This window comes from Rhizobium leucaenae USDA 9039 (genome assembly GCF_000426285.1).
GTDB lineage: Bacteria > Pseudomonadota > Alphaproteobacteria > Rhizobiales > Rhizobiaceae > Rhizobium > Rhizobium leucaenae.
In genome coordinates this window covers 104,936-118,865 of sequence record NZ_AUFB01000012.1, presented here as the reverse complement: position 1 = coordinate 118,865, position 13,930 = coordinate 104,936, and the positions used below count along the sequence as shown (strand labels likewise).

Genomic DNA, 13,930 nt, shown 5'->3' with positions numbered 1-13,930 from the left:
CCAACGCAATCCGCGCGGGGCCAAGATGCCAACGATCCGTAGCGTTGAAAAGCGTCGTCTGTGGAAACTCGCACCGGGGGTAACGAAAAGGCCGCCGACGGGAAGCGGCGGCCGTTCATGACCTTCGATGATAGGGCGGAATTTAGAGGCCGAGAGCAGCGCGCAGCTCGGCCTTGGCGCCTTCATATTCGCCCTTGTAGTCGTCATGCGTCATGATGGTTTCGGCGATGACGGTGCCGGCGATGCGGCCGGCTTCGATGTCGGAGGCGTAGTGGATGCCGCCGACGACGCGGTTATGGCCGTATTCCCAGGCGCGGGCCATGATGGCGGCGCGCTTCTCCGGCACCATATTCGCCAGCACAATGCCCATGAGCGTGCCGACCGTAGTGTGACCGGACGGGTACGAGCCGGACTTGGACAAGGGAACGATCGGCTTTACGAGATCGCTGTAGAGGTGCGGACGCGGACGCTTCCAGACATCCTTGGCCGGATCGACGACGGCGCCTTCGGTCTCGACGACGCGATCGAAGAATGCCGAGAACTTCGGCAGGTTTTCCTTGGTGAATTTCGGATTGTCGATAACGTCGGAGAAGCGCCAGACGTTCTCTTCGGCGTCGGCAACGGCACGAGCTGCCATTTCCGGTGTGCGGGTAACCTGAATCGTCAGGATTTCGCCGAGTTCGGCCTTCATCTGCGCCGAATCATTGGCAGGTGGCGGCGGCAGCAGGTTGAGGAGGTTGATCTCCTTGGCATCGGCAAACGGCCTGGCATCACCGGCAAAAACCGGCGAGGCAACGCCGACGACGAGCAACAGCGCCAAGGCTTTGGTAAAATTACGCATTTGGGACTCCCTTGATTTGAGAACCCGTACCTATCAAGCTGTCATCTCAATCGCGTGACAAGCGAAGTCCGCACGTCGACGCGCCGCAATCGCCCACAACGATTATGCAAGTCTCGCCGTAGCCGCTCTTCAGTTCGCCGGCGCCAGCCGGTTGACGACGCCGAGTTCGTCGCTTTCGCGCACCTGCTTCAGATGTTCTTCCGCCTGTGTTGCCTCGCGCTGGCGATTCCACATCGAAGCATAGAGGCCATTCTGCTCCAGGAGGGCGGCATGCGTGCCGCGCTCGGCGATCTCGCCGCTTTTCAAGACGATGATCTCATCAGCGCCGATGACGGTGGAGAGCCGGTGGGCGATGACCAGCGTCGTGCGGTTCTTGGAGACGACATCCAGTGCCGCCTGAATTTCCCGCTCGGTCGTCGTGTCCAGCGCCGAGGTCGCCTCATCGAGAATAAGAACGGGCGGCGCCTTGAGGATGGTGCGGGCAATGGCGACGCGCTGCTTTTCGCCGCCGGACAGTTTCAGGCCCCGCTCGCCGACCTTTGTGTCAAAGCCCTCAGGCAGATTTCGGATGAAGTCGCCGATCTGCGCGATCTCTGCCGCGGTCGTGACCTCGTTTTCGCTTGCACCGGGCCGGCCGTAGCGGATGTTATAGGCGATGGTGTCGTTGAAGAGCACCGTGTCCTGCGGCACCATGCCGATCACCTTGCGCAGGCTCTTCTGTGTCACCATGCGCAGATCCTGACCGTCGATGGTAATCGTGCCGCTCTGTACGTCGTAAAAGCGGTAGAGAAGTCGCGAAAGCGTCGATTTTCCGGCTCCCGAAGGCCCGACGACGGCGACCGTCTTACCCGCCGGCACCTCGAAGGAAATGCCCTTCAGGATCGGCCGGGCAGAATCATAGGCGAAATGCACATCCTTGAAGGAGATGGCGCCGTTGCCGATGGCCAATTCCCTGGCGTCGGGAGCGTCCGTCACTTCCGGTTTGACTTCCAGCAGATCGAACATCTCCTCGATGTCGGTCAGGCCCTGGCGGATTTCGCGATAGACGAAGCCGATGAAGTTCAGCGGCACCGAAAGCTGCAGCAGCATCGAGTTGATGAACACGAAGTCGCCGACCGTCTGATGTCCATTGAGCACGGCCCAGCCGGAAAATACCAGCATGACCGTGGTGCCGAGGCCGAAGATCAAGCCTTGGCCGAAGTTCAGCCAGCCGAGCGACGTCCAGACATCGGTGGCGGCCTTCTCATAGCGCGACATCGACTGATCGAAGCGCCGGGCCTCCATTTCCTCATTGCCGAAATATTTGACCGTTTCGAAGTTCAGAAGCGAATCGATCGCCTTGGTGTTGGCGTCGGTGTCGCTCTCGTTCATCGAACGGCGAATGGAGATGCGCCAGTCGCTCGCTCGAACGGTGAACCAGATATAGAGCCAGACCGTGATGGCCGTGATGGCGAGATAGGAAAAGCCGTAACCGCGCCAGAAGATGACCGCCGTCAGCAGGAACTCGACGAAGGTCGGAACGGTGTTGAGAATGGTGAAGCGGACGATCGTCTCGATGCCCTTGGTGCCGCGTTCGATGATGCGCGACAGGCCGCCGGTCTTGCGCTCGAGATGAAAGCGCAACGATAGCTCGTGCATGTGCACGAAAGTCCGGAAAGCGAGCTGGCGCACGGCATATTGGCCGACGCTGGCAAAGAGCGAGTCGCGCAACTGGTTGAGGCCGAGCTGGATGAGGCGCGTGACGTTGGTGGCAACGATCAGCGCGATGGCGCCCACCATGAAGGCTGGCAGGATGCCCTGCATGTCCAGCTTGCCGTTGAGGGCATCGACGGACCATTTGAAGAAATAGGGGACCAGCAGCAGGAAAAATTTTGAGATAAACAGATAGACGGTCGCCCAGACGACCCGCATCTTCAGGTCCATCCGTCCCGCCGGCCACATGTACGGCCAGAGGTTGACGATCGTATTCAACGGATTGCTGGAATCCGCCGATATGGTCTTCTTGCGGTCTGCCATGTCCGTCTCCGGCGAGTATTCGAGCCAGCCGGGCAACCGCGCGCGCTCGCACAGCCTGGCTGGAAAGCCCTCTCAGATGATGAGCAGGGCAATTGGGGGTCGGCGGGAGGCTTATACTATTTTTGTGTCGGGTAAAAGCAGAGGCCAGGCGTGGATTGCAGCTGGCCTCTGACGTTCCAGCTCAGGCCTTAAAGATGATTGCCTGAAAGGCGCTTGCGGTGCAGTTCTTCGGCATTGGGCAACGCATCCTTTGGTAGGCCGAAGACCTGACCGGGCAGGATCCGGTCCGGATTGTTGATCTTGTCCTCATTGGCGAGATAGATCGTCGTGTAGCGCACGCCGGCACCATAGGTGCGGCGGGAGATCTGCCAGAGCGTATCGCCGCGGCGGATGATGACCGCATTGCTGTTCTGCGAGAGCGGTGCCTGCTGCAGAGTCTTCGGACCGCTGCCGCTGGAGGAGGTTTCGGCGTTCGCGGGCGCCGGGGCCGCATTTTCGGGCTTGGTGACGGCGACGATCATCTTTTCGAGATTGGGCAGCGCATCGCCGACCGACTTCGGATCCTTTGGCAAGGCTTGCAGCACTTTGAGCGCCTCGGCGGCGGCATTCGCGGCATCGGCTGCGGCTTGCTTCAGCGCCGCACCGGCATCGATCGCCGGGCGGAATTCTGCGAGTGACTTCAAGGCAATTTCGGTTCCCGAACGGGCGGCGGCGAGTTGTTCTGCATTCGGCTGCTTGCCATTCGCAAAAAGGCCCTTCAGCAGGGCGAAAGCCTTGGCGGTATTTTCCTTCAGCTTGCCCAGTTCACCTTCGTCGAGCGGCACCATGGTCGTGGCTGGCGCATTGCTGCTGCTGCCGGAAGCCGCAGGTGTTTGCGCCGCGACCGTCACCTGGTTGCCCTCAGGGCGGGTGAAATTGACGCTGGTGCGAACCGTGACCTTGCCGGCACCGTCGAGAACGTCGACACGGATCTTGTGGTCGCCGATCGTCAGCGGCATTGTGCCGTCGACGACGAAGTGCCCGTCGGCTCCGGCGGCGATCTCGCCGATCAGCTTGTCGTCGGCATAGGCGCGAACCTTGGCATTCGGCTTTGTCGTTCCGGCAACGAAGATATGATTGTTCTCGATCTCGACTGCATTGACCATGACATCGGGCTGGCTGCCCGTCGCCGTTGCAGGCGCGGTCCCAGCGTCGCTAGTCGGAGTGGCGGAGGCAACGGCAGTGTTATCCTGCAGTTTGGCGCCGGTTGCGTCGTTGGCGGTCGCGCCGCCTGTGCCGTTCGCGGGTGTATTGGCTGCCGTCTGCTCGTCTGACGCGACGCGCCCTTGCTTGGCTGACGGCGCCGTGATGATGCGGCTTGCCGCGCCGGGCTTGGAAACCATGGCGAGAAGCTGGCTCTTGTCATCCTTCGGAACGGAGACGGTGGCAACTTCCTCTGAAGTGACGGCCTTGCCGTCCTTGCCGGTTGCACGGAGTACCAGTTCATGATCGCCGGGCGGTAGCGGGTTGTCGAGCACTGCTGCGAAGTCGCCGCTCGGCCCGACTTCGGTCGTCGTCACCACCTTGTCGCCATCGACGATCTCCAGCTTGGAATTGGGCTCCGCCGAGCCCGCGATGACGGTGGAACCGTCGGGCTCGACACGCAGCACGTCGAAGGACGGCGTGACCGGCCCCGCCGCTTGCGTCTGAGGCGCGCTCTCGCCGGTGAGCACCGCCCGCGCCTTGTCGATCGCGGCGGTGGCATCGGCGATGTTTTCCGGAAGCGATTGGATGATGGCGAGTGCCTTGCCGGCGCCGTCATGTGCCTTGTTGACGAGAGCGGTCGTCGTGGCGTCGGCGCCTTGGGGAGCAGCAAAATCGACGATCGCCTGCAGCGCGGTGATCACCTTCGCCTTCGCCGCGGTGAAGACGTCCTCCGTCGGCCCCTTGCCGTCTTTGAAGAGCGCCTTGAGATCGACAAGCGACGTAACGGCCGTGCCGCTGAGATCGGTAAGCTTCTTCGTAACATCGGCCGCGTTGGTTGCGGTCGCGACCGCACCTTCAGTGACTTCACCGACCTTCTTCACAGAATCGCCGGTTTTCGGGCCATTCTCCGTAATGGTGTTCTTCACCGCGTCGCTCGCCTGATTGATGGCATCGCCGATCGACTTCTTATCGCCGTTGATACGCGGCATCACAAAGAAGACCATCAGGATAGTCGCAACTACCAGCACCAACAGAGCCAGCAAGCCGGCACGGTTCTTCATCATCATTCATCTCCAAGCGGCGGAGTCGTCTCCACTCTTGAAATTGCTAACGATTTCGCCTGCTTTTACAAGCTTTCTCAGCCATTTCCGCATGCTCGGGCACAAGTTTTCTTTTGAAATTTCTTGACTGAGCATTTGCAGCATAGTTGTTTGCATTCATGACTGACGATTCTGTGCCAATTCGATCCATCTGTGTCTATTGCGGCTCCAGGCCAGGGCGCGATCCTTCCCACATAGCTGCGGGCCGAGAGCTTGGTAAGAACATCGCCGAGAGCGGGTTACGCCTTGTCTATGGCGGCGGAACGAAGGGCATCATGGGCGCTGTGGCGAGCGGCGTCCTGTCGCATGGTGGTCAGGTCACCGGCATCATTCCGGAGTTCCTCGTCGATATGGAAGCGACGCGCCATTCCCTCGGTCAATTGGACGAGCTGATCATAACCCCGGACATGCATACGCGCAAACACACCATGTTCGAGCGCGCCGACGCTTTCGTGGCGTTGCCGGGCGGCATCGGCACGCTGGAAGAAATCGTCGAGATCATGACCTGGGGCCAGCTCGGCCGCCACGAAAAGCCGATGGTCTTTGCCAATATCAATGGTTTCTGGGATCCAATGATGGAGCTGATCCGCCATATGACGGAAGAAGGCTTCGTCCATACCGCCCATCGCGTGCAGCCGCTGGTGATCGGCAAGATCGCCGACATCATTCCGGCAATCCGCGAGCACGCCGCCGAAACCGTTGGTTCACGCGACGGCGAAGAGGATGTCATCGCAAAGCTCTGATTAGAGATTTGCTAACCATGTTCGGTGGTTAGAGCGGGAAAGCGTTTCATGGAATCGCTTTCCCGCTCTAATCTTTTGTTTTTACGCAATTCCGGACCGAAAACCGCTTGGCACTTTTCCTGGAATTGTTCTAGCGCGATCGGCTCTGACGCAGCATCGACCAGCTATAAAGCGCCAGTCCCGCCCAGATCAGCGAGAAGGCAATCATCTGCGTCGTGCCGAAAGGTTCCTTGAACAGGAAGACGGCGATGAGGAAGACCATGGTCGGCACGATATACTGCATGATGCCGATGGTGGAGAGCTTGAGAAGCTTCGCTCCATTGGCGAAGATCATCAGCGGCAGGGCGGTCACCAGCCCGCAACCGAGCAGAAGTGCGGTATCCGAGAGGCCGGTCTGATAGAAGTGACCTTCGCCCCGCGCCTCAAGATAGAGAATGTAAAGCGTTGCGGGAATGCAGAGCAGCAGCACCTCGAGGAAGAAGCCCTGGTTGGGTCCGACCGGGAGCGTCTTGCGGAAAAAGGCGTAGAAGCCCCAGGAGAACGTCAGCGACAGCGCCACCCAGGGCAGGGTGCCGGCCTCGACGGTCAGGATGACGACCGCTGCTCCTGCTAGACCGATCGCGACGATCTGCGTGGGCGCCAGCCTTTCCTTCAGCAACAAAGCGCCGAGCGCGATGCTGAACAGCGGATTGATGAAATAGCCGAGGGCTGCATCGAGCGAATGTCCAGCACCGATCGCCCAGACATAGGTGCCCCAATTGATGGTGATCAGCGTCGCCGTCAGCGACGCCATGGCGACCGTGCGCGGGTTGCTGAGCGCTGCCTTCACGTCGCCCATGCGGCCGAGCGCCAGAAGTACGGCGCCGGCGACGGGAACGGACCAGAAGATGCGATGGGCAATGACCTCCATGGCCGGAATATGCGCCATCGCCTTCATGTAGAGCGGCAGGACGCCCCAGAGCAGATAGGCCGTCAGCACGAAACCGAATCCGCGCGGGCTGTCCTCGTTCTTGATCTCAGATGCGACCGTATCGGTGGCCATTGGTATTTCCCGCCGTGTTATATTCTTTTAACGACGGGCTTACTCCAATGCGGTTTGTAGTGCCAATTCATTTCCTTGACGGCATCGTCAAGGTTTTTGATGAACGGCGGATCACTCCGCCGCGATTTTGCCCGCCATGTGCCGGTTCTTCATCAGCTTGTAGATGACGGAATCCATCAGCGCCTGAAAGGAGGCGTCGATAATGTTTTCCGAAACGCCGACCGTCCACCAGCGCACGCCGCTGCTGTCGGTGGATTCGATCAGAACGCGGGTTATGGCCTCCGTGCCGCCGTTGAGAATGCGCACCTTGAAGTCGGCAAGCACCAGATCGTCGATCTCATGCTGGTATTTGCCGAAGTCCTTGCGCAGTGCCAGGTCGAGCGCGTTGACCGGACCATCGCCTTCGGCCACGGACATGACGGTCTGGCCGTCGATGATCATCTTGACCACCGCTTCCGAGACGATCTTTACCCGACCGTGGGAATCGAAGCGGCGCTCGACCATGACACGGAAGCCATCGATCGCGAAGAATTCCGGAATGGTGCCGAGGGTGCGGCGCGCCAGAAGCTCGAAGCTGGCATCGGCGCCTTCATACGCATAGCCCGACGCCTCGCGCTCCTTGACGATTTGGATCAGCCGGTCGAGCTTCGGATCGTCCTTGCCGACCTCGATACCGCGCCGCTTCAGCGCATTGATGAAATTCGACTTGCCGCCCTGGTCCGATACCATGACCTTGCGGAAATTGCCGACGCTTTCCGGCGGCACATGCTCGTAGGTTCGCGGATCCTTCAGCAATGCCGAGGCATGGATGCCAGCCTTGGTCGCAAAGGCTGAGGCGCCGACATAGGGCGCTTGATGATCGGGCGAGCGGTTCAGCAGCTCGTCAAAGGCATGCGACAGGCCTGTGAGGCCCAGCAGCCGTTCGCCATCGATCGCTGTTTCGAAGCGTTCGCTATAGGCCCTTTTCAGCGCCAGCGTCGGGATCAGGGTAATCAGGTTGGCATTGCCGCAGCGCTCGCCGACGCCGTTCAACGTGCCCTGGATCTGTCGCACGCCCGCTTCGACCGCGACGAGCGAATTGGCGACCGCCTGGCCCGTGTCGTTGTGAGCGTGGATGCCAAGACAGTCGCCGGGTACGCCCTCTGCGATCACGGCCTCGACGATAGCGCGCACTTCCGGCGGCTGCGTGCCGCCATTGGTGTCGCAGAGCACGACCCAGCGCGCGCCTGCCTCATAGGCCGTCTTGGCGCAGGCCAGCGCATAGGTCGGATTAGCCTTGTAGCCGTCGAAGAAATGCTCGCAATCAACAAGCGCTTCCTTGCCGGCTTCGACAGCCGCTTTGACGCTTTCGGCAATGCATTCGAGGTTTTCCTCGTTGGTGCAACCGAGAGCGACCTTGACGTGATAGTCCCAGCTCTTCGCGACGAAACAGATCGCGTCGGCCTTTGCCTGCAGAAGGCTGGCAAGCCCCGGATCGTTGGAGGCGGAAACGCCGGCGCGCTTGGTCATGCCGAAGGCGACGAAGGAAGCCGATTGCGTCCGCTTTTCATTGAAGAAAGCGGTATCGGTCGGATTTGCGCCGGGATAGCCGCCCTCGACATAGTCGAGGCCGAAGTCGTCCAGCATGGTGGCGATGGAAATCTTGTCCTCGACCGAAAAGTCGATGCCGGGCGTCTGCTGCCCGTCGCGCAAGGTCGTGTCGAAGAGATAGATTTTTTCGCGTGTCATTCTGTTTCCTCCGGCGAACCGGTTCGATTGTGGGGTGCCCCTCATCCGTCCTCTCTCTGTTTGGCTTTGCCAAACCGTTCGAGTCTACCTTCTCCCCGTTCACATGGGGCGAAGGGGCTTATGAGGTCGTTCCCTCTCCCCGTCCTGAGCCTGTCGAAGGGCGGGGAGAGGGCTAGGGTGAGGGGCTTTACTCGGCATTACACTTTCCCGGCAAACTTATCCGTCGCGCGGATCAACTGGTCCAATATCCCCGGTTCTGAAAAGGCGTGGCCAGCCCCCTCGATCAGGTGGAACTCCGCCTTCGGCCAAGCCTTGTGCACAGCCCAGGCGTATTTCGCCGGGCAGGGCATGTCGTAGCGGCCGTGGACGATGACGCCCGGAATGTCCTTCAGTTTGTGGGCATCCCTGAGGAGCTGGCCTTCCTCCATCCAGCCGGCATTGACGAAGAAGTGGTTCTCGATGCGCGCGAAGGCGTGCGCATATTCCGCGTCTTCGAACGGCCCGCTGGTCGCAGGGTCAGGCAACAGGGTAATCGTCTCCCCCTCCCAGATCGCCCAGGCCTTGGCGGCTTCGAGGCGCACGGCCTTGTCCTCGTGCGTCAGCCGGCGGTGATAAGCCAGCATCATCTCGTGACGCTCGGCCGGTGGGATCGGCGCGATGAAGCGCTCCCACTTGTCCGGGAACATCTCGGAGACGCCGAACTGATAATACCAGTCGAGTTCCGCGTTGGTCAGCGTGTAGATGCCGCGTACGACCAGTTCGGAAACGCTTTCGGGATGCTTCTCCGCATAGGCAAGCGCCAGCGTCGAGCCCCAGGAGCCGCCGAAGACCAGCCACTTGTCCACGCCAGCCATTTCACGCAAACGCTCGATATCAGCGACCAGATGCCAGGTCGTGTTGCTCTCGAGGCCGGCATGCGGCGTCGACTTGCCGCAGCCGCGCTGATCGAACAGGGTTACGTCGTAAAGCGCCGGGTCGAACAAGCGACGATGCGTCGGCGAGATGCCGCCGCCTGGGCCGCCATGCAGGAAAACGGCAGGCTTCGCGCCAGGCGTGCCAACGCGTTCCCAATAGACGAGATGGCCGTCACCGACATCGAGCTGACCGGAGGCATAGGGTTCGATCTCCGGATAAAGCGTACGCAATATTTCCGTCATATTTTCAATCCCTCGGCGGGCCAGACGTCGGTATCGTGATCAGGATGCTGGAAGGAGATGATCTGCTCCTGGCGTGCGTAAAAATCCGGATCCTGATGGACCGGCTTCTCGAATATGGTGTCGACCCAGGGCAGGCGCGAGGCATAGTTGACCTGAATCTGCGGCGCCAAATCGTCGCGCTCGTCGAAGGCGCCGATGGCGATCTCCAGACCGCCGGGATGGCGGTAGGTCAGCGGCGTGCCGCAATTCTTACAGAAACCGCGATCGATGTTGACGGAAGACTGGAAATAGGTCGGCTCCCCCCGCGTCCATTCCAGGCCGTCATCCGGCGCCGTGACCAGGGCTGAGAAGAAGTTGCCGAACTGCTTCTGGCACATGCGGCAATGGCAGATCGACGGGCGGCCGAGCTGACCGCGAATGCGAAACCGCACCGCGCCGCATTGGCACCCTCCGCTTTTGATGGCTTCAGTCATGGCTCTTCTCCTGTGGCCAGGTTTGGGTATCGTGATCGGGGTGCTGGTAGGATACGATCTCCAGCACGAAGGGCGCTTGTTCCGCATCCTCTTCCGTCCGGTGTCCCGGCAGCAGATGCAGCCCGTCGACGAAATCTATCTTGCCTTCCACGCCGAACTGCACCACCGGCGGCAGCAACGACGGATCATCGAAGGCACCCGCCGCAACCGCCACGCCATCCGGCGCCTCGTAGGTCAACGGCGTGCCGCAATCACCGCAAAAACCGCGCTCAACGAAATTCGACGACCGGAACTTCTTGCGTTCCCCCCGCGTCCATGTGAGCGCCGCGCCGCGGGTCGAGACCAGCGGCGCATAGTAAGCACCGAAGGCTTTCTGGCACATACGGCAATGACAGATCGATGCGTCTTTGAGTTCGCCACGGACACGGAAACGAATTGCACCGCATTGGCAGCCGCCGGTGTAGGTGGAGGTCGTCATGCTGGAAGCTCCCTGTTGCAACTGAGCAAGTGGCTTTGGTTGTCAGGAATGCTATCCATCTCAAATATCCTCCAACAAGTGCTCAATATGTCTTTCGATTTCCAGAAACACATGATCTTGCGCCTGCAGCACATCGAGATTGTCGAATCGCAATATGCGGAAGCCCTGCCGTTTCAAGAATGCATCGCGTGCGAGGTCGTGTAGTTTCCCCGCATCGGTCTCATGACTATCGCCGTCCACCTCTATGATGATCCTTGCAGAAAGCCATGCAAAATCCGCGATGTAGGGACCGACCGGCGTTTCCCTGCGGAACCGCGCACCACGAGGGCGAAAATCACGCAACATATCCCACATGGCAGCCTCCGCCTTCGTCATCTCCGAACGAAGCTTTCGCGCGCGTTGTCGGGTTACTGGCTTGATGTTGCTGTGTGGCATGCGGATGATCCTCTTAGATCATCAATTGATGATAGGTGGTGATGAAGGAAGACCCCTCCCCAACCCTCCCCACAAGGGGGAGGGGGTTAACCTGCGGATTGCCTTCGATAAAACAACTGAGGTCCGTGTTTGCTGAAGTTCGGATGTTTCCGCTTCCGATCGGCCAAATGGGTATGCGGAGGTTGCGGCCAGCGAGCCCCTCCCCCTTGTGGGGAGGGGTTGGGGAGGGGTGGTCGACGCAATCGAGAATCTCACCGCTTGACCTCCCAAGTCGTCGTCCGCTCACCGGTCACCGGGTCCTTGCCGTCCTTCAACTGAATGCCCTCAGCCAAAAGCACCTCGCGGATCTTGTCCGCTTCGGCAAAGTTCTTCGCCTTCAGCAGTTCCAGCCGCGCCCGCACCCGCCTGTTGATTTCCGCAACGACGGCATCATCCATCTCCACCTTCTCGGGCAAGAGGCCGAGAAGTGCCGCGCTTGCCGCGAAGATAGGCAGGATGCTCGGATCGGCATTGGCAGCCTGCGCCAAGGCATGCAGTGCCTGGACGGCAGCGACGGTGTTGAGGTCGTCGGCGAGCGCCGTCACGATAGCGGCGTCCGGGGCCGCATCGCCGATGTCAGTCGCCGGCCATTTCGCCAGAAGCCGTTCCGCCTCTTCCAGCCGCTTGACGGAAAAGTCGATCGGCTCGCGATAATGCGTCATCAGCATGGCAAGGCGCAGCACCGCGCCCGGCCAGACGCGGCCGCCGAGTTTTTCGGTGTGCAGCAGTTCGTAGATGGTGACGAAATTGCCTTCCGATTTCGACATCTTTCGGCCTTCGACCTGCAGGAAGCCGTTATGCATCCAGACATTCGCCATCACATCCGTGCCATGGGCGCAACGCGATTGGGCGATCTCGTTTTCATGGTGCGGGAAGATCAGGTCCAGCCCGCCGCCATGAATGTCGAAGACGTTGCCGAGATAGCGCCCGCTCATGGCAGAGCATTCGATATGCCAGCCCGGACGACCGCGGCCCCACGGGCTTCCCCAACCGGGCTCGTTCTCGTCAGACAGCTTCCAGAGCACGAAATCGCCCGGGCTCTTCTTATGCTCTTCGACGGCAACACGGGCGCCGGCCTGCTGCTCATCGAGGTTGCGCTTGGAGAGCTGGCCGTAATCCACCATGGATTTGGTGTCGAACAGCACTTCACCGGCCGCCTGATAGGCATGTCCCCTGGCGATCAGCTTTTCGATGATCTCGATCATCTGCGGTATGTTTTCCGTCGCCCGCGGCTGCACCGTCGGTTCAAGGCAGCCGAGCGCGATCGCGTCCTCACGATACTGCGTCTCGGTCTTCTCCGTGACCAGGCGGATCGCTTCGTTGAGCGGCAGCCCGGGATGGTCGCGCAATGCTCGCGCATTGATCTTGTCGTCGACGTCGGTAATGTTGCGCACATAGGTGACATGGCTTTCACCATAGACCTGCCGCAGCAACCGGAAGAGCACGTCGAAGACGATGGCCGGTCGGGCATTGCCGATATGGGCGAAATCGTAGACCGTCGGGCCGCAGACATACAGGCGGACGTTCTCGCGGTCGATCGGCTTGAAGTCGACCTTTTCGCGCGTCAGCGTGTTGTAGAATTTCAGGTGCGGCTCGGTGCCCATTTCACTCTCCCAAAGGCATAAATCCGAAAAATATCGTCACCGGCAGGCCGGACGTTTGTCATCTTGGATTTTGGGAGACGAAAACGGCCAGGCCAGCGGAACGCTAGCGAATAATCTTCCGGCAGATAATGCAGATTACCGTTTTCATGGGCGGCTTTATCGCCCGACTACGGTGATTGGTCAAGGGGGAAGTGTCGCCTTCTCCCCGGCGGGGAGAAGGTGCCCGAAGGGCGGATGAGGGGCTGTTGAGTATAGCGAAACAGCCTTGAGCACTAAGCAAAAGGCATCATTCCCGTCGCCGGGGAGAAGTGATGTTATTCCGGCATCCGGTAGTCGACGAGCTTGTTCTCGCGAATGACAAAGAGCTTGCCGGTTTCGGTGACATCCGGACCGGCAAGCGGGAGGATGGTTTGCGCCACGTCGCGCGGATGCGGCAGCGTGTCCGGATCTTCGCCGGGCATTGCCTGCGCGCGCATCGCGGTGCGGGTGGCGCCTGGGTCGACGCTGGTGATCCGTAGTGCGGTACTCTGGGTTTCGCCGGCCCAGGTGCGGGCAAGCGCCTCGACAGCCGCTTTGGATGCCGAATAGGGGCCCCAGAATGGCCGGCAGCGATGGGCTGCGGCCGATGACAGGATGATGGCGCGGCCGGCATCTGCGCGCATCAACAGCGGCTCGACCGAGCGGATCAGCCGCCAGGTCGCGGTGACGTTGACGGTCATCACCTTTTCGAAGACTTTCGCCTCGACATGGCCGATCGGCGAGATGACGCCGAGCACGCCGGCGTTGGCGACGAGGATATCAAGCTTACCCCAGCGCTCGAAGATGGACCCGCCAAGCGCATCGATGGCGTTCATGTCGGCCAGATCGAAGGGCACTAGCGTTGCCGAACCGCCGACAGCCTTGATGGCGTCGTCCAGCTCCTCAAGTCCGCCGACCGTGCGGGCGCAGGCGATCACATGCGCGCCGGCCTTGGCCAGCTCCAGCGCGGTGAAATAACCAATACCGCGCGACGCGCCGGTAACCAGGGCGATTTTGTCCTTGAGGTCTATGCTCATACTGTCTTGGTCCGAATGCGCTGGAGGAGGAGAG

General features: G+C 60.6%; 12 protein-coding genes. 1 reads left to right on the top strand and 11 read right to left on the bottom strand.

Going from position 1 to position 13,930, the window contains the following annotated elements; genetic code table 11:
• Nucleotides 1-142: 142 nt before the first annotated feature.
• The 3 genes from K290_RS0118945 to K290_RS0118935 all read right to left on the bottom strand — a co-directional run bounded on the left by K290_RS0118945 (nt 143) and on the right by K290_RS0118935 (nt 5,106).
• Nucleotides 143-841, bottom strand: a complete 699-nt coding sequence (locus K290_RS0118945) for an acid phosphatase (RefSeq protein ID WP_028753403.1) — start codon at nt 839-841, stop codon at nt 143-145.
• Between the two features lie 129 nt (nt 842-970).
• The gene (locus tag K290_RS0118940; RefSeq protein ID WP_028753402.1) at nt 971-2,857 is read right to left on the bottom strand and encodes an ABCB family ABC transporter ATP-binding protein/permease; all 1,887 of its coding nucleotides are present in this window, start codon (nt 2,855-2,857) and stop codon (nt 971-973) included.
• 188 nt (nt 2,858-3,045) lie between these two features.
• Nucleotides 3,046-5,106: a LysM peptidoglycan-binding domain-containing protein gene (locus K290_RS0118935; protein WP_028753401.1), complete on the bottom strand. Its 2,061-nt coding sequence runs from the start codon at nt 5,104-5,106 to the stop codon at nt 3,046-3,048.
• A 155-nt stretch (nt 5,107-5,261) separates the two neighbouring features.
• On the opposite strand from K290_RS0118935, the gene K290_RS0118930 reads away from it, so the two are divergent.
• Complete coding sequence (locus tag K290_RS0118930) at nt 5,262-5,885, top strand: LOG family protein (protein ID WP_028753400.1); 624 nt, start codon at nt 5,262-5,264, stop codon at nt 5,883-5,885.
• 130 nt (nt 5,886-6,015) lie between these two features.
• Here the strand turns inward: K290_RS0118930 and rarD are convergent, their stop codons facing one another.
• The 8 genes from rarD to K290_RS0118890 all read right to left on the bottom strand — a co-directional run bounded on the left by rarD (nt 6,016) and on the right by K290_RS0118890 (nt 13,896).
• Complete coding sequence (gene rarD / locus K290_RS0118925) at nt 6,016-6,927, bottom strand: EamA family transporter RarD (protein WP_028753399.1); 912 nt, start codon at nt 6,925-6,927, stop codon at nt 6,016-6,018.
• A gap of 111 nt (nt 6,928-7,038) precedes the next feature.
• Entirely contained in the window at nt 7,039-8,655 is a 1,617-nt protein-coding gene (gene cimA / locus K290_RS0118920; protein ID WP_028753398.1) for a citramalate synthase, read from the bottom strand.
• A 197-nt stretch (nt 8,656-8,852) separates the two neighbouring features.
• Nucleotides 8,853-9,812 (bottom strand): prolyl aminopeptidase, encoded by a 960-nt coding sequence (pip, locus tag K290_RS0118915; protein WP_028753397.1) that lies wholly within the window; start codon nt 9,810-9,812, stop codon nt 8,853-8,855.
• Nucleotides 9,809-10,285: a GFA family protein gene (locus tag K290_RS0118910; RefSeq protein WP_028753396.1), complete on the bottom strand. Its 477-nt coding sequence runs from the start codon at nt 10,283-10,285 to the stop codon at nt 9,809-9,811. Before K290_RS0118910 ends, pip begins: the two co-directional genes overlap by 4 nt.
• Nucleotides 10,278-10,763, bottom strand: a complete 486-nt coding sequence (locus tag K290_RS0118905; RefSeq protein ID WP_028753395.1) for a GFA family protein — start codon at nt 10,761-10,763, stop codon at nt 10,278-10,280. The genes K290_RS0118910 and K290_RS0118905 overlap by 8 nt, the downstream gene beginning before the upstream one ends.
• Nucleotides 10,764-10,823: 60 nt before the next feature.
• On the bottom strand, nt 10,824-11,198 hold the full coding sequence (locus K290_RS34510; protein WP_037135748.1) for an endonuclease domain-containing protein: 375 nt from the start codon (nt 11,196-11,198) through the stop codon (nt 10,824-10,826).
• Nucleotides 11,199-11,449: 251 nt separating this feature from the next.
• Nucleotides 11,450-12,841, bottom strand: a complete 1,392-nt coding sequence (gene cysS / locus K290_RS0118895; protein WP_028753394.1) for a cysteine--tRNA ligase — start codon at nt 12,839-12,841, stop codon at nt 11,450-11,452.
• A 314-nt stretch (nt 12,842-13,155) separates the two neighbouring features.
• Entirely contained in the window at nt 13,156-13,896 is a 741-nt protein-coding gene (locus K290_RS0118890) for an SDR family NAD(P)-dependent oxidoreductase (protein WP_028753393.1), read from the bottom strand.
• Between the last annotated feature and the right edge of the window lie 34 nt (nt 13,897-13,930).